At 74.4% G+C, this 15,954-nt stretch carries 13 protein-coding genes; 3 read left to right on the top strand and 10 right to left on the bottom strand.

The annotated features are described in order from the left end of the window. Positions 1–513: 513 nt before the first annotated feature. The 4 genes from H1D33_RS30400 to H1D33_RS04200 are packed head-to-tail and all read right to left on the bottom strand — an operon-like array spanning position 514 to position 4,817. A complete protein-coding gene (locus tag H1D33_RS30400) occupies positions 514–933 on the bottom strand; it encodes a PucR family transcriptional regulator (protein ID WP_479686828.1) in 420 nt (139 codons plus the stop codon). Beyond that, positions 930–2,477 (bottom strand): PucR family transcriptional regulator ligand-binding domain-containing protein, encoded by a 1,548-nt coding sequence (locus H1D33_RS30250; RefSeq protein ID WP_479686827.1) that lies wholly within the window; start codon positions 2,475–2,477, stop codon positions 930–932. Before H1D33_RS30250 ends, H1D33_RS30400 begins: the two co-directional genes overlap by 4 nt. Positions 2,478–2,525: 48 nt before the next feature. Next, positions 2,526–3,977 (bottom strand): argininosuccinate synthase, encoded by a 1,452-nt coding sequence (gene argG / locus H1D33_RS04205; RefSeq protein ID WP_181569308.1) that lies wholly within the window; start codon positions 3,975–3,977, stop codon positions 2,526–2,528. Positions 3,978–4,004: 27 nt separating this feature from the next. Further along, positions 4,005–4,817, bottom strand: coding sequence for a TrmH family RNA methyltransferase (locus H1D33_RS04200; RefSeq protein WP_181569309.1), 813 nt, complete (start codon positions 4,815–4,817; stop codon positions 4,005–4,007). A gap of 110 nt (positions 4,818–4,927) precedes the next feature. Here H1D33_RS04200 and H1D33_RS04195 point away from each other — a divergent pair, with 110 nt between their 5' ends. Then, the gene (locus H1D33_RS04195) at positions 4,928–6,766 is read left to right on the top strand and encodes a thiamine pyrophosphate-requiring protein (protein WP_181569310.1); all 1,839 of its coding nucleotides are present in this window, start codon (positions 4,928–4,930) and stop codon (positions 6,764–6,766) included. A 4-nt stretch (positions 6,767–6,770) separates the two neighbouring features. Here H1D33_RS04195 and H1D33_RS04190 read toward each other — a convergent pair whose 3' ends face one another. The 5 genes from H1D33_RS04190 to H1D33_RS04170 form a co-directional block, all read right to left on the bottom strand. Continuing rightward, positions 6,771–7,331: a dihydrofolate reductase family protein gene (locus tag H1D33_RS04190; RefSeq protein WP_181569311.1), complete on the bottom strand. Its 561-nt coding sequence runs from the start codon at positions 7,329–7,331 to the stop codon at positions 6,771–6,773. A gap of 152 nt (positions 7,332–7,483) precedes the next feature. Continuing rightward, positions 7,484–9,679, bottom strand: coding sequence for a transglycosylase domain-containing protein (locus tag H1D33_RS04185; protein WP_181569312.1), 2,196 nt, complete (start codon positions 9,677–9,679; stop codon positions 7,484–7,486). A gap of 102 nt (positions 9,680–9,781) precedes the next feature. Beyond that, positions 9,782–10,585, bottom strand: coding sequence for a hypothetical protein (locus H1D33_RS04180; protein WP_181569313.1), 804 nt, complete (start codon positions 10,583–10,585; stop codon positions 9,782–9,784). A gap of 129 nt (positions 10,586–10,714) precedes the next feature. After that, positions 10,715–11,821: an SPFH domain-containing protein gene (locus tag H1D33_RS04175; RefSeq protein ID WP_181569314.1), complete on the bottom strand. Its 1,107-nt coding sequence runs from the start codon at positions 11,819–11,821 to the stop codon at positions 10,715–10,717. A gap of 5 nt (positions 11,822–11,826) precedes the next feature. Then, a complete protein-coding gene (locus tag H1D33_RS04170) occupies positions 11,827–12,300 on the bottom strand; it encodes an NfeD family protein (RefSeq protein ID WP_181569315.1) in 474 nt (157 codons plus the stop codon). Positions 12,301–12,390: 90 nt separating this feature from the next. Between H1D33_RS04170 and H1D33_RS04165 the strand changes: the two genes are divergently transcribed. Beyond that, a complete protein-coding gene (locus H1D33_RS04165; protein ID WP_181569316.1) occupies positions 12,391–13,707 on the top strand; it encodes a serine hydrolase domain-containing protein in 1,317 nt (438 codons plus the stop codon). Positions 13,708–14,183: 476 nt separating this feature from the next. Here H1D33_RS04165 and H1D33_RS04160 read toward each other — a convergent pair whose 3' ends face one another. Continuing rightward, the gene (locus H1D33_RS04160) at positions 14,184–14,996 is read right to left on the bottom strand and encodes a DUF3097 domain-containing protein (RefSeq protein ID WP_181569317.1); all 813 of its coding nucleotides are present in this window, start codon (positions 14,994–14,996) and stop codon (positions 14,184–14,186) included. Between the two features lie 162 nt (positions 14,997–15,158). Here H1D33_RS04160 and H1D33_RS04155 point away from each other — a divergent pair, with 162 nt between their 5' ends. Further along, complete coding sequence (locus tag H1D33_RS04155; RefSeq protein WP_181569318.1) at positions 15,159–15,953, top strand: hypothetical protein; 795 nt, start codon at positions 15,159–15,161, stop codon at positions 15,951–15,953. Position 15,954 lies beyond the last annotated feature (1 nt).

Below are 15,954 nucleotides of genomic sequence, written 5' to 3'. Positions count from 1 at the left end.
GGCCAGCTCCCGTGCGCCCCGCCCCGCCCCGTGCGCCCCGCCCGGCCAGCCCGCCCCGCACGCCCTGCCCGGCCAGCCCGCCCCGCACGCCCTGCCCGGCCAGGCCGCCCCGCACTGCCAGCTCCCGTCCGCCCCGCCCGGCCCCTCTCGTGCGCCCCGCCCCGCCCCGCGCCCGGTGCCCCACCGCGCCGTACCCCGTGCCCGTGCCCAGCCAGCCCCCGTCTGTCCCACCTTGCCCCGCCTGCCTCGCTCCGCAGCCCATGCCCAAACACCCCCGCCTCGCCGGCCTTGCCGCCCTCGCCGATCTTGGACTTGTGGCACCTCGCAAAGTCCACTAATCGGGTATCAGAGGCGCCACAACTCCATGATCGACGGGGCGCGGGGCGCAGCGCGTGAGCGCGGGGCGCAGCGCGTGAGCGCGGGGCGCAGCACGGGGCGCGGGGCGCGGCACGGGGCGCGGGGCGCGGGGCGCGGCACGGGGCGCAGGCGCGGGGCAGGGCGGGGTGGGTGGCGTCAGGGGGTGCGGACGGCGTCCAGGGCCAGCAGCGCCACGTGTAGGGAGAGGCACTGGTCGACCGAGTCGAGGTCGGCGTCGAGGATGCGGCCGATGCGGGCCAGCCGCTCGTAGAAGGCCGGCCGGGACAGGTGCGCGGCCACCGCCGCCGCCGACTTGTTCCGCCCCTGCTCCAGGTAGGCCCGCAGGGTGCCGAGCAACTGCTCCCGGGGGTGCTGCGCGTCGTACGCCAGCAGCGCGCCCAGTTCCCGCTCGACGAACGTCTGCAATCGGGGTTCGTCGCGGAGCAGGTGCAGCAGGCCGGCCAGCCCGACGTGCGGCAGTCGGAAGCAGGGCAGGTCGCGCGGGTCCCGCCGGGCCGCCTCGGCGACCTGTCGTGCCTCGACCAGCGATCGGCGTGCCTCCCGCAGGCTGCTCACCCCCGACCCGGCCGCGACCACGACCGCCGGCCGGGACGCGCCGTCGACCGCACGCGCACCCGCGGTCGAACCGCCCCGACCAGCCCCGTCGGCCGGGCGCGCACCCCGACCGAACCGCCCCGGCCAGCCCCGTCGGCCGGACGCGCCCCGCCGACCGAACCGCCCCGAACAACCCCGTCCACCGGGCGCGCACCCGCGGCCGGACCGCCCCGACCGACCCCGTCCAGTGGGCGCGCGCCGCCGGGTGCCGCGACCCGACCGGCGCCGTCGGCGGGGCGGGCTGGGCGTGGGGTGAGCGGGCGGACCGGGGCGGCGTCGAGGCGTACCCGACGCAACGCCGCGGCGAACGCGGCGAGTGCCCGCTCCTCGTCGGCGGGGTCGGGCAGCGCCAGCAGCGCGCCCACCGTGTGGTCGTCGACGGCGCTGGTCAGGGCCGTGAGCTTGGCCTCGCGTACCGCCTGGCCGACCGCCTCGGCGAGGTCGCGCAGGCGGGCCGGGCCGGCTTCCGGGCCGGCGGGCTCGCGGCGGGCGCCCAGCCGGGGGTCGTCGGGGGCATCCGGGCCGGTGTCGCCGGCCGGGTCGTCGCTGCGGTGGCGGACCACCACGCCGACGAGGTGCCGGCGGTCCAGGGTGACGCCGAGCGCCTTGGCGCGCAGCGCCACCTCGTCCACCGGGCGGGAGTGGTCGATCAGCGCGGTGAGCAGGGTGCGGTGGATCTGCCGTTCCAGGCCCTCGGCGTCGCGTCGGATCAGCCGGCCCAGGGCCAGCGTGGAGGCGGCCCGCTCGATCAGGATGGTGAGCCGGGTGGGCGGGGCGGCCTCGGTCGCCGGCCAGCGCAGCAGCAGCCGCCCCCAGTCCTGCCCGCGCGCGCCGACGGTGGTGACGAGCCAGCCGCTGTCCGGGTCGTACGCGGTGCGCCCGGCCGGGCGGATCCGCCGGGAGTGCTGTTCCCAGCCGTCCAGCAGCAGTTCCGCGCTCTCCCCCGCCGGGTCGTACGCGAGCACCTGCCGGGACAGGTTCTCCAGCACCACCGGGCAGCCGGCCAGTTCGGCGGCCTGGCGCAGCACCTCGGCCGGTTCGGCGCCCTCCACGGACAGCTCGGTGAACCGCTGGTGGATCTCCTCGGTGGCGCGCAGTTCGGTGAGCTGGGCGTCCACGATCAGCGCGTGCACCGCCTCGGTGATGCGGACGAACGGGGTGGCCCGGCGCAGCTCGACCAGCGGCAGCCCGCGCCGTTCGGCGGCGGCGGCCATCACCCGGGGTACGCCGCCGACGTAGCGGCGGCCCAGCTCGACGACCAGCCCGGAGACGCCGACGTCGGCCAGGTCGCCGATGAACGCGCGCAGTCCGGCGTCGTCGGCGGGCAGCCCGATGCCGGTGGTGAGCACCAGTTCCCCGCCGCCGAGCAGGGTGGCGATGTCGGGCACCTCGGCCACGTGCACCCAGCGCACCGGGCGGTCCAGCCCGGCGTCGCCGGCGACCAGGCGGGGCGCGCCGTGGCGTACCGGCACCAGGGCGAGCACCTCACGCACCGTAGGGAACACGGGCGACACGCTACCCTGCGTCACCACGGTCCCGGAACGGCCGCCGGTTCAGTCGACGCCGAACTCCATCGCGGCCCGGTCGAGCCACTCGTCCTCGGCCGAGGGCACGCCCCGGGAGGCGATGGCTTCCGCGCCGCCCTGGGGCATCGCGCCGATCAGCCCGGTCGAGGCCGCCTGCGCGGCGCCGACCATCCGCTGCGGGGCGGTGCCGCCGACCATGCCGAGCGAGGCGTACTGCTCCAGCTTGGCCCGCGAGTCGGCGATGTCCAGGTTGCGCATGGTGAGCTGGCCGATCCGGTCGGACGGGCCGAACGCCGAGTCCTCGGTGCGTTCCATGGACAGCTTGTCCGGGTGGTAGCTGAACGCCGGCCCGGTGGTGTCCAGGATCGAGTAGTCCTCGCCCCGGCGCAGCCGCAGCGTCACCTCGCCGGTGATCGCGGTGCCGACCCAGCGCTGCAACGACTCGCGCAGCATCAGCGCCTGCGGGTCGAGCCAGCGTCCCTCGTACATCAGCCGGCCGAGGCGGCGGCCCTCGGTGTGGTAGTTCGCCAGGGTGTCCTCGTTGTGGATGGCGTTGACCAGCCGCTCGTACGCGGCGTGCAGCAACGCCATGCCCGGTGCCTCGTAGATGCCCCGGCTCTTGGCCTCGATGATCCGGTTCTCGATCTGGTCGGACATGCCGAGGCCGTGCCGGCCGCCGATGGCGTTGGCCTCCAGCACCAGGTCGACCGGGCTGCCGAACTCCTTGCCGTTGATGGTCACCGGCCGGCCCTGGTCGAAGCCGACGGTGACGTCCTCGGTGGGGATCTCGACCGTCGGGTCCCAGAACCGGACGCCCATGATCGGGCTGACCGTCTCGATGCCGGTGTCCAGGTGTTCGAGCGTCTTCGCCTCGTGCGTGGCGCCCCAGATGTTGGCGTCGGTGGAGTAGGCCTTCTCGGTGCTGTCCCGGTAGGGCAGGTCCCGGTCGAGCAGCCACTGGGACATCTCCGTGCGCCCGCCCAGCTCGGTGACGAACGCGGTGTCCAGCCACGGCTTGTAGATGCGGAGCTGCGGGTTGGCCAGCAGGCCGTAGCGGTAGAACCGCTCGATGTCGTTGCCCTTGAACGTGGAGCCGTCGCCCCAGATCTGGACGTCGTCGGAGATCATCGCCCGGACCAGCAGGGTCCCGGTGACGGCCCGGCCCAGCGGCGTGGTGTTGAAGTAGGCCCGCCCGCCGGAACGGATGTGGAAGGCGCCGCAGGTCAGCGCCGCCAGCCCCTCCTCGACCAGGGCGGCGCGGCAGTCGACCAGCCGGGCCACCTCGGCGCCGTAGCTGAGCGCGCGGCCCGGCACGGAGGCGATGTCGGGCTCGTCGTACTGGCCGATGTCGGCGGTGTAGGCGCAGGGCACGGCGCCCTTGTCGCGCATCCAGGCGACCGCGACCGAGGTGTCGAGGCCGCCGGAGAAGGCGATGCCGACGCGTTCGCCGATGGGCAGGGAGGTGAGAACCTTGGACACAGGAAGATTATGCATCAAGGCGCATGGTCATGCAAGCGGATCGTCGCGCCCCAGTTCCCAGCAGGCCACCGCCGTCGCGGCGGCCACGTTCAGCGAGTCCACCCCCCGGCGCATCGGGATCACCACGCGCACGTCGCTGGCCGCCATCGCCGCCCGGGTCAGCCCGGCACCCTCCGCGCCCAGCAGCAGCGCCGCCCGCGCCCGCTGCTCGCCGGTGAGCCGCTGGATCGGCACCGCGTCCTCCGCCGGCGTCAACGCGAGCACCGTGAAACCCGCCGCCCGCACCTCCGCCAGGCCCGCCGGCCAGCTCTCCAGCTTCGCGTACGGCACCGCGAACACCTCGCCCATGCTGACCCGGACGCTGCGCCGGTAGAGCGGGTCGGCACAGGTCGGCGACAGCAGGACGGCATCCACCCCGAGCGCCGCCACGGCCCGGAAGATCGCGCCCAGGTTGGTGTGGTTGTTGACGTCCTCCAGGATCACCACCCGCCGGGCGGCGGCCAGCACCTCGGCAGCCGACGGCAACGCCCGGCGGTGGAACGAGGCCAGCACGCCCCGGTGCACGTGGAAACCGGTGGCCCGCTGGAGCACCTCGGCGCTGGCCGCGTACACCGGGGCGTCGCCGGTGTCCAGGTCGGCGAGCTGGTCCGCCCGCTTCGCCTCCACCAGGTACGACCGGGCCGGGTAGCCGGCCCGCAGCGCCCGCCGCAGCACCAGCTCCCCCTCGGCGATGAACAGCCCGTGCGGGGGCTCCCACCGGGTACGCAGCTCCACGTCGGTGAGCGCGCGATAGTCGGCGATCCGGTCGTCGTCGGGGTCGGTGATCTCGTGGACGGGCACCGGCCGATTCTGCCTGGTGCCCCGGCCCGCCCCGGCACGGGCCGGGTTTCCGTCGCCCGGGGCGGGGAACGGGAGCCGGAGGAGCGGACACCGACGAAGGGACCACCACGATGGGTGCGGACCAATCCGACGACGGCGCGCTGCCCCGCGACGCCACCGTCGCCGACCAGATCGTGGCCCGGCTCGCCGAGTGGGGCGTGCACCGCTACTACGGCTATCCCGGAGACGGGATCAACGGCATGACCTCGGCGCTGCAACGGGCCGCGGGGCGCGCCGAGTTCATCCAGGTCCGCCACGAGGAGACCGCCGGCTTCGCGGCCGGCGCGCACGTCAAGTACGGCGGCGGTCCGCTCGGCTGCGTGGTGGTGACCAGCGGCCCGGGCGCGATCCACGCGCTCAACGGCCTCTACGACGCCAAGCTCGACCACCAGCCGGTGGTGGCGCTGCTCGGGCACACCGCGCTGCCCGCCGAGGGCGGCGGCTACTACCAGGAGGTGGACCTGCTCGCGCTCTACAAGGACGTGGCGTCCGCGTTCCTGGTCCAGCTCGACGACCCGTCGCAGACCCGGCACCTGGTGGACCGGGCCTGCCGCACCGCGCTGGCCCGGCGTACCGTCACCGCCCTGGTCCTCCCCGCCGACCTGCAGGACGAACCGGCGGTGCCGCACCCGCCGCACGCCCACGGCTACTACCACACCAGCGCGGCCCCGAGCAGCCCGCCGGCCGCGCCGGCGGCGGCGGACGTCCGCCGGGCCGCGGACGTGCTGCGCGGCGGCGAGCGGGTGGCCATGCTGGTCGGGCAGGGCGCGCTCGGCGCCGAGGACGAGGTACGCCGGATCGCCGACCGGCTCGGCGCCGGGGTGGCCACCGCGCTGCTCGGCTTCGCCGCCGTCGACCACCGGCAGCCCTGGGTGACCGGCGCGATCGGCCTGCTCGGCACCCGCCCGAGCTGGCAGCTCATGCGCGAGTGCGACCGGCTGCTCATCGTCGGCAGCCAGATGCCCTACTCCGAGTTCTACCCGGCGGAGGGGCAGGCCCGGGCGGTGCAGATCGACCTGGACGGCAGCCGGATGGGGTTGCGCTACCCGACCGAGGTGAACCTGACCGGCGACGCCGGCGCGACGCTGCGGGCGCTCCTCGACGAGCTGGGCCCCGGCCCGGCCCCGACCGCCTGGCGGGCCACCATCGCCGACGCCACCGGCAAGTGGCGGGCCGCCCAACGCGACCTGGCCGGGCAGCCCGCCGACCCGGTCAACCCGCAGTCGCTGTTCGCCGCGCTCGACGACGCGCTGCCCGACGACGCCATGCTCGCCGTGGACTGCGGCACCGCCACCGCCTGGTACGCCCGGCACCTGCGGGTCCGCCCCGGCATGCTGGCCAGCCTGTCCGGCACGCTGCTGTCCATGGGCGGCGGCATGCCGTACGCGCTGGCGGCGAAGTTCGCCCACCCGGACCGCCCGGTGATCGCGCTCCTCGGCGACGGGGCGATGCAGATGAACGGCGTCAACGAGCTGATCACGGTGGCGAAGTACTGGCGGGAGTGGGCCGACCCCCGGTTCGCGGTGCTGGTGCTCAACAACCGGGAGCTGTCGTTCGTGAGCTGGGAGCAGCGTTCCGGCGAGGGCACGCCGATGTTCCCGGACAGCCAGGACCTGCCGGACGTCGCGTACCACAGGTGGGCGGAGGTGCTGGGGCTGCGCGGCGAGCTGGTCGACGCTCCCGAGCAGGTGTCCGGCCTGTGGCGGCGGGTGCTCGACGCGGACCGGCCGACCGTGGTCAACGCCGTGGTCGACCCGGCCGAGCTGATGCTGCCGCCGCACTTCACCGCCGAGCAGGCTCGCAAGACGGCCGCCGCGGTGCTGCGCGGGGACAGCGACCGGGCCGGCATCATCCGGCGAGGCGTGCCGGCCGCGCTCGCCGCGTACCGGCCCCGCCGCCGCGGTCGCTGACCGCTCACGCCCGCTCGTAGCGCAGCAGCACCGCGCGCCCGTCGAACGGACGCGTCCCGACCAGCCGCAGGTCGTGGCGGGCGACGTCGGGCAGCACCTGCTTCCCGCCGCCGAGCAGCACCGGGTGCACCACCACCTGGTACTCGTCGACCAGCCCGAGCGCCGCCAGCGCCGTCGCCGCGCCGGTCCCGCCGGTGACCAGCAGGTCGCCGTCGGTCTCCGCCCGCAGGGCGGCCCACTCCGCCGCCAGGTCTTCGCCGCCGATCACCCGGGCGCCGTGGTCGGCCTCGGTGAGCGTGCGGGAGACCACCACCTTCGGGGTACGCCGCCAGATCGGCGCGAACGCCCGGTTGTGCGGGTGGTCGGAGGTCGACCCGGCGTCCGGCCAGTAGGAGGCCATCATCTCCCACACCCGCCGCCCGTAGACGAACGCGCCGGCCCGCTCGGTCAGCTCCAGGGAGTACGCGGACAGCTCAGCCTCCATCGCCGGCCAGTCGAACTCGCCCTTCGGCCCCTCGATGAAACCGTCGACCGACTGGTGCACCCAGTAGATGACCTTGCTCATGGCGCGCTCCTCCACTCACCGGCGCCCCCGTTCGTCGAGCGCGCTCACCGATGGGTCGGAGCCGCCACAGCGAATCCGACACCCCGCGCCCGGCGTGTTTGGCGGGGGCCCTTCTTATGCAGAATGCGTTAAGAAGGGCCCCCGCCTTACACCTAGCCGCGGTTCTGGAGCCAGCGGAGCAGGTCGGCGGGGAGGTTGCGGTTGTCCTCACGGGGCTGGGGCTGGGGTTGCGGGCGGGGCTGGGGGCGCTGCGGGGTGCCGGCCAGCTCGCGGCTGGGCGCGGTGAAGTCCCGCACCGGCTTGCCGGCCACCGCCGTCCGGATCGTCCGGGCCACCGCGTCGATCACCTTCGCCTGCACGGCGGAGCCGACCAGGTCGGTCGAGTCGTCCGGGTTCGCGGCGATGCCGGCGACCGCCACCTGCGGGGTGTACCCGACGAACGTCTCGGTGGCGTTCTGCTCCGAGCTGCCCGTCTTGCCGGCCACCGGTCGGTCGACGATCCCGTTGACGCCGGTGGCGGTGCCGCCGTTGCACTGCCCGTACGCCGACTGCTGACCCACCGGGCAGCGGGCCGCGTCGGTGGCCGCCCGGGCCACGTCCGGCTCCAGCACCCGCTTGCAGTTCGGCTGCCCCACGTCGACCTTCCCGCCGTCCGGCGAGGTCACCGAGACCACCGGCAGCGGCGAGCAGTAGGTGCCCTCGGCCGCCACCGTCGCGTACGCGTTGGCCAGGTCGAGCGGGGTGGTGGCGGCCACGCCGAGCGTGAACGCGCCCCAGTTCGCGGCGTTGTCGCGGGCGAACGCGGCGTCCGAGTCGGCCCGGAACGTGATGCCCAGGCGTTGCGCCATCTGGACCACCTTGTCCTCGCCGACCTGCTCGGCCAGCCAGACGAAGTAGGTGTTCACGGAGCGGCCGAAGCCGTCCCACATCATCCGGTAGCCGTCCATCCACTCCGGGTTGGCGTTGCCCGGGCACCACGTGCCGTCGCAGTTGCCCTCGGCGTCCGAGGCGTAGCGGGTGGGCAGCTTGGCCGGCGCGTCGAAGCCGGTGGCGAGCGGCTTACCGGCCTCCAGCGCGGCCAGCATGGTGAACATCTTGAACGTGGAGCCGGCCTGGTAGCCGTCGACGCTCGGGCCGCCGGAGATCAGCGGGTTCACCGTGTTCGGGTGGTTGGCCTGCCCGGCCGGGTTGTCGGCCAGGCCGTAGTGCCGGTTTACCGCCATGGCGAGCACCCGGCCGGTGCCGGGCTCGACCGCCGCGATCGGCAGGGCGCGCTTGTCGTCGTACCCGTAGACCTTGGTGGCCTGCGCCTGCGCGGTCTGCTGGACCTTCGCGTCGAGCGTGGTGACCACCCGGTAGCCGCCCCGGCGCAGCGCCTGCTCGCGCTCCTCGGCGGTGTTGCCGAAGGCCGGCTGGGTGAGCCACCACTGGCGCAGGTAGTCGCAGAAGAAGCCCCAGTCGTCGTGGCCCTGCGCGGTCGCGGTGCAGCCGTTGGGCTGCGCGGTCGGACGCAGCGTGAGCGGCTCGGCCTTCGCCGCCGCGGCCTGCGGGGCGGTGATCGCGCCGGTCTCGGCCATCGCGTCGAGCACGTACCCGCGGCGGGCGAGTGCCTGCTCCTTGTCACCGTCGATCGGGCTGTACTCGTCGGGCGACTGGACCAGGCCGGCGAGCAGCGCCGCCTGGCCGAGGGTCAGGTCGGCAGGCGTCGTGCCGAAGTAGCGCTGGGCGGCGGCGGCCACCCCGTACGCGCCGGAGCCGAAGTACGCGATGTTCAGGTAGCGGTTGAGGATCTCGTCCTTGGACAGCGACCGCTCCAGCGCGTTCGCGTACCGGATCTCCTGGAGCTTGCGCCCGACGGTCTGCTCGGTGGCGGCCTGCCGCTCCTCGGCGGTGCGGGTCGGGTCGGTCTTGAGCACGTTGCGGACGTACTGCATGGTCAGCGTGGAGCCGCCCTGCTCGGTGCCGCCGCCCTTGACGTTGGCCACCAGCGCACGGGCGATGCCGCGCAGGTCGGCGCCGCCGTGCGAGTAGAACCGCCGGTCCTCGGCGCTGATGATCGCCTGGCGCATCACCGGCGCGATCTCGGCCAGCGGCACGTCGGTGCGGTTCACGTCGTAGAACGTGGTGATCAGCGTCTTGCCGTCGTTGGCGTAGAGGTAGGAGCGCTGCGGCTGCGCCGGGGTGCGCAGCGCGTCGGGCAGCTCCTCGTAGGCGCCGAGGCTGGCCTTGGCGACGAACCCGCCGAGCAGGCCCGTCGGGAGCGCGGCGAGCGCGAGGACGAGCCCGGCGAGCAGGCCCGCGAGCAGCACGGTGAACAGGCGCGACAACGGCGACCGGGGAGACGGCATGGACGCAAGGATTGCCGCGAAAGCCGCCTACCGGCCAGTTCGTCAGGCAACTGTCAGTTACCTCACGGCAACAGTTCAGCATCGGCGCCGACCGTGAACCGGTCACCCGGTGGCAAGCGGGCCGTCCGGTGACGCCGGCGGCGCCGGGGCGGCGGCGACGCTGGCCGCCGCCGCGTCGCGGGCGATCGTCTCGGGCACCAGGCGACCGCTGCGGTAGCCGATGCCGATGCCGGCGACCAGCACGAACATCGCGCCGAAGGTCTGCAACGAGCCGATCAGCGCACCACCCAGGCCGAGCAGCGGGGCGGCGATCATCAGCATCGTCCCGTCGCCGTAGGAGAACATCCCGGACCGGGCGACCGACCAACCGGTGAGGAACCAGCCCACGCTGTAGCAGGTGGCCCCGAACAGGACGATCCCGCGCGCGGTCAGCCCGAACACCGGCGTCTGCTCGGCCAGCCCGGCGAACGGCAGCATCAGCACCATCCCGCCGATGCTGGCCAGCAGCCCGGCCAGCGCGATCCGGCGGCAGCGGGTGGCCGCGAGCAGACCGGTGAGCGCGAGCAGGGCGAGCAGGCCCAGCCAGACCGACGCCACCCAGCCGACCAGGTAGAGCGGCTGCCCGTCGGCCGGGTAGGGATCGTTGCCGACACCGCCGTCGCTGGCCAGCGCCACCACGCCGTAGAGGACCGCGTACGCCGGCAGCAGCCAGACCGCCGCGCGGGCGAACCGGCGGACTGACCAGGCCCAGCTCGCGTCCGTGGCGGGCGCGCCCGGCCCCGGTTCGGAGACGAACGGCAGCACCCCGAACCCACCCCCGGTCCGCCGGGAGCCGAGCGGTCCGCCGGGGTCGTGCGCGCCGGGGACCGGGGTACGGGAGAAGAGCCGGTTCGCCGGTTCCGTCATGCGCCACCTCGCTCGCGTCACGGGCGGCCCGGGACACGCAACGGCGCCCCGGCCCTGGTCACCACCCGTCCTTCAGACCGATGGTGGCAGCCGCCGGGGCGCCGGATGAGCGATTCTCGGATTTGCCGGTCAGCCCCGCTCGCGCTGGTCCGCCGGGTCGGTGAGCAGCGTCTCCGGGGACACCGGCTCCGGGGCCGGCAGGCCCTTGGCCGTGTTGCCGCCGGTGGCCTGCGCCTCCGCCACGCGTACCTCGTCGTGGATCTCCTGGGCCGCGACGGCCGCGGCCTGGGCCGCCTCGGCGGCCTCCCGCTCCACCTCGCCGGCGGTCCTGGCGGCCTCCGGCGACGGCTGGTCGCCGACCATGTTCGCCAGCCCGCCCAGCGCGCCGCCCATGCCCTCCAGGGCCTTGGTGAGCTCGGTCGGCACGATCCAGACCTTGTTGGCGGTGCCGTTGGCGATCTGCGGCAGCGCCTGAAGGTATTGGTAGGCCAGCACCTTCTGGCTCGGGTTGGCGGTGTGGATCGCGTCGAAGACGGTGCGGATCGCCTTCGCCTGACCCTCGGCCTGGAGGATCCGGGCCTGCCGGTCACCGTCGGCGCGCAGCACCGCGGCCTGCTTCTCACCCTCGGCGGTGAGGATCTGCGACTGCTTGTGCCCCTCGGCGTTGAGGATCGCGGCCCGGCGGTCCCGCTCGGCGCGCATCTGCTTCTCCATCGAGTCGCGGATGCTCGGCGGCGGCTCGATCGCCTTGATCTCCACCCGGGTCACCTTGATGCCCCAGCGGCCGGTGGTCTCGTCCAGCACGCCGGAGAGGTGCCGGTTGATCTCCTCGCGGCTGGTCAGCGCGCGCTCCAGGTCCAGCGAGCCGATCACGTTCCGCAGCGTGGTGACGGTGAGCTGCTCGATCGCCTGGAGGAAGTTCGAGATCTCGTAGGTGGCGCGGACCGAGTCGACCACCTTGAAGTAGAGGACGGTGTCGATCGACACGACCAGGTTGTCGGAGGTGATCACCGGCTGCGGCGGGAAGCTGACCACCTGCTCGCGCATGTCGACCTTGGTGCGCACCGCGTCGACGAAGGGCACCAGCAGGTTGAGCCCGGGGCTCAGGGTGCGCTTGTACCTACCGAGCCGCTCCACCACGTCCTGACGCTGCTGCGGCACGATCCGCACCGCCTTGGCCAGTGTCACCACGACGATCACCGCCACGGCGATCAACAGGATCGCTGCAAACTCCATATGGTTCACCCTCTCGCTTCGGGCAGCTCGCCCGGGGCGGAAATGTCGTCCTGCCAGACCAGGGCGGTCGCGCCCCGGACCTTTATCACCTGCACCCGCTCGCCCGCCGCGTAGCTCCGCGTCGCGTCGAACGACCGGGCCGTCCACAGCTCACCGTCGATCTTGACCATGCCGCGGTCGGCGTCCACCGGCTCCAGGACCACCGCGGTGGCCCCCTCGATCGCCTCCACGCCGAACGGCTGGTCGCCGGTCTCCAACGCCGAGCGGGCGTTGCGCCGGATCACCGGCCGGGCCACCGCCAGGGACAGCGCCGAGACCACCGCGAAAATCACCGCCTGGAGCGCGACCGGCGCGCCGAGCGCCGCGGCGCCGGCGGCGGCGAACGCCCCGACGCCGAACATGATCAGGAACAGCGTCGTCGTGAAGATCTCGGCGACCGCCAATACCACACCCAGAACGATCCAGAACACGGCGTCCACGTGACCAATCGTGACACGTGAAGGCACGTGTCATCGAACTGTCATGATCGCTAGGCTCGGCCCACGGCACGGCGACGAGGAGGACGAGAGATGGCTCTGCTGCCCGAGACCGCACGCCAGGTGGACCTGCTGGTGGCCCGCGCTCAGGCGGAGGGCCACGCCCCGTCGCTCGCGCTGGGCGTGGTCCGGAACGGCGAACTCGCGCACGTCGCGCTCGCCGGCGAGCACCCGCGCCCCGACGTCGACCTCCAGTACCGGATCGGCTCGATCACCAAGACCATGACCGCGGTGCTGGTGATGCAGCACCGCGACGCCGGCCGCCTCGCCCTGGACGACCCGCTCGACAAGCACCTGCCCGGCACCCCGGTCGGCGCGCTCACCGTGCGCCAACTGCTCGGGCACGCCAGCGGCCTGCAACGCGAGCCGGACGGCGAGTGGTGGGAACGCGCGGCGGGCCGGGACCTGGACACCCTGCTCGCCGGGCTGACCCCGGACAAGATCGCCTACCCGCCGCACCGCCTCTACCACTACTCCAACCTGGCGTACGGGCTGCTCGGCGCCGCGCTGGAGCGGATCGCCGGCGCGCCGTGGGCCGACCTGCTGACCGAACGGCTGCTCGCGCCGCTGGGCATGCGCCGCACCACCGTGCTCCCCGCCGAGCCGTACGCCCGGGGTTTCGTCGTGCACCCCTGGCACGAGACGCTGCGGGAGGAACCGCTGACCGACAGCGGCGCGATGGCGCCCGCCGGTCAGCTCTGGTCGACCGTCGAGGACCTGGCCCGCTGGGCGACGTTCCTCGCCGACCCGGACCCGGCGCTGCTCGACCCGGCGACGCTGACCGAGATGTGCGTCCCGGTGGCGATCAGCGACCTGGACTCGTGGACCGGCGGGCACGGCCTCGGCGTGGAGTTCTACCGGGTCGGCGAACGGGTGTACGTCGGCCACGGCGGCTCCATGCCCGGCTACGTCGCCGGCCTGGCGGTGCACCGTCCGACCAGGACCGCCGTGGTCGACTTCGCCAACTCGTACGGGATGCGCGGCGGGCACCACATCTCCGCGCTGGGCCGCGAGGTGCTCACCCGGGTGCTGGACGCCGAGCCGACCGCGCCCGCGCCCTGGCGTCCGGCCGCCGCGCCGCCCGCCGCCGAGCTGACCGAGCTGACCGGCCGCTGGTGGTGGATGGGCGTGGAGTACGGGTTCCGCGTCGACGCCGCCGGCGACCTGGTGGGCGGGATGGTGGGCGGCCCGCCGCTCCGCTTCACCCCGGAGGGGCCGGACCGCTGGCGGGGCCGCTCCGGCCCGCAGGACGGCGAGATCCTCACCGTCGTCCGCGATTCCGCCGGCACCCCGGTAGCCCTGGACATCGCCACCTTCGTCCTCACCCGCACCCCTGACCAGGCTCCCTGAGCCCCGCCCTGCCCCGCCCTGCCCAGCCCCGTCGATCTTGGACTTGTGGCGCCCGTACCGCCCCGTTACGCCCGTTCCATCACCCACCACAACTCCATGATCGACGAACACCCCCACCCTCCAGGCCGTGATCAAGGGGTTTGTGTCGGCGTTGATCTCCGCACGCGCGCAAACTCCTTGATCAGCGAGTCGGGGCGACGACACGAGACGACCTCGGGGCGTGGTGGCCGGCGGTGGCCCGGGTAACCCGACACGTACACGTCATCGGCTCTGGATCGTCCACTTCGCCGTCCGGCGGGCGCCCGGGAGGCGTGCCCGAGCCGACCCGGTCCGGGTGCGACGCGCTCACCGGGCGGCAACCGACCCGCGAACCCGGCGCCCGACGGGGCCGGGGGCGACCGTGATCGGCGCAGGGATCAAGCCTGACCGCCCGGAGCCGATCACGGTCGCCCCCGGCCCTCAACCGCAACAACCACTCACCCGGGCGAGGTGACGAAATCGATCAACCGCTCCATCGCGTTGATCAACGGCGTCTCCACGTCGGCGAAACTGTCCACCCGGGACAGGATGTGCCGCCACATGTCCGCCGGCTCGGCCACCCCGAGCGCCGCGCAGACGCCCTCCTTCCAGGGGCGTCCGGGCGGCACCACCGGCCACGCGGCGATGCCCAGCGCCGCCGGCCGCACGGCCTGCCACACGTCGACGTAGGGATGCCCGGTGACCAGCACGTGCGGCGAGGTCACCCGGGCCACGATCCGGCTCTCCTTGGAGCCGGGGACGAGATGGTCGACCAGCACGCCGAGCCGCCGCTCCGGGCCGGGGGCGAACGCGCGCACCTCGGCGGCCAGCTCGTCGATGCCGTCGAGCGGTTCCACCACCACGCCCTCGATCCGCAGGTCGTCGCCCCAGATCCGCTCGACCAGCGCGGCGTCGTGCACGCCCTCCACCCAGATCCGGCTGGCCTTGGCCACCTGCGCCCGCACGTCGTCCACGGCGATCGAGCCGGAGGCGGTGCGCCGGCGGGCGGCGGGAACCGGAGCGCGAACCGGGCGGCGCAACGTGACCGGCCGGCCGTCGAGCAGGAACGCGGCGGGCAGCAGCGGAAAGTTGCGCCGGCGCCCGTGCCGGTCCTCAAGCACCACCGCGCCGGAGTCGAACCCGACCACCGCGCCGCAGAAGCCGGAGTCGGCGTCCTCGACCACCAGCTCGGGCTCGGCATCGACCTCGGGCGTCACCTTCCGCCGCCGCCAGTCACCCGCCAGCACGTCCCCGTCGTATCGCCCCGCCATGACGATCACGCTAACCACAGCGACCGGCGTGTCGCCCGCCGACGCGCCGGGCGGGTCCCCGTCCTCCGGCACGAACCGGTGCGAAGGGGGTAGTTGGGGGCAGGCCACGCCAGCGGTGCGGCAGCCGAGACAGCGGCGGCGGCCACCACGTACCCTTTCCGCATGTCCTCCCCCGCAACGGGCGCGGCCACGCTGGCTCCGCGCCGGTCGAGCCGGTTCGTCGCCTGGGTGCGCGCCTGGCGCGCCGGGCTCGTGCCGTTCGACGAGGTCGCCGACGCCATCGCCGGCGACGAGGAGCACCTCGTCGCCGACGCCCCCGGCACCTGGACCGACGTGTCCCTGCGGGAGGCGCTGCCCAGCCTGGCCAAGCACTCCCCGGACGAGATCCGCCTGGTGCTGCCCGCGCCCGGCGACCCGCGCGGGCTGCCCGGCCCCGGCGCGTTCGCCGGCGCCGCGCTGCTGGCCGGCGAGGCGGTGGTCGCCAGCGGGCTCGGGCTGGTGCCCGAGGTCCGCACGCACACCTCCGGCTCCGGGATGACCTGGGAGACCGTGCTCTGGCGGGTGCACCCGCTGCCGGCGGACGCGCCGAAGGCGTCGCTGGTCACGCCCGGCGCCGCCGAGGCCGAGGCCGAACTGGCCGCCGCGCTGGCCGAGACGACCGCCGCGCTGACCCGGCTGGACGTCGCCCAGTGGCGACCAGAGCTGGCCGGCGCGCTCGCCGCGCTGCGCCGCCCCGACGGCGGCACCGACCTGCCGCCCGGCTTCGACCCGCGGTCGCGCCGGCTGTTCGCCCGGGCAGCCGTGCTGGACCGGGTGCTCGCCCTGGCCGGGGAGAGCGCGCCGGGCGGCGCGGTGAACACCCACGAGGCGCAGCAGCGGGACGCGGCGTTGCGGCCGCTGACCACCGCCTGCCGGCAGGCCCTGGTGGCCGCCTGCAACGCCCCGCTGCGGCTGTAGA

The organism is Micromonospora ferruginea, assembly GCF_013694245.2.
GTDB lineage: Bacteria > Actinomycetota > Actinomycetes > Mycobacteriales > Micromonosporaceae > Micromonospora > Micromonospora robiginosa.
Note: the sequence above shows the minus strand (reverse complement) of the source record. Positions and strands in the feature narration are given on the sequence as shown.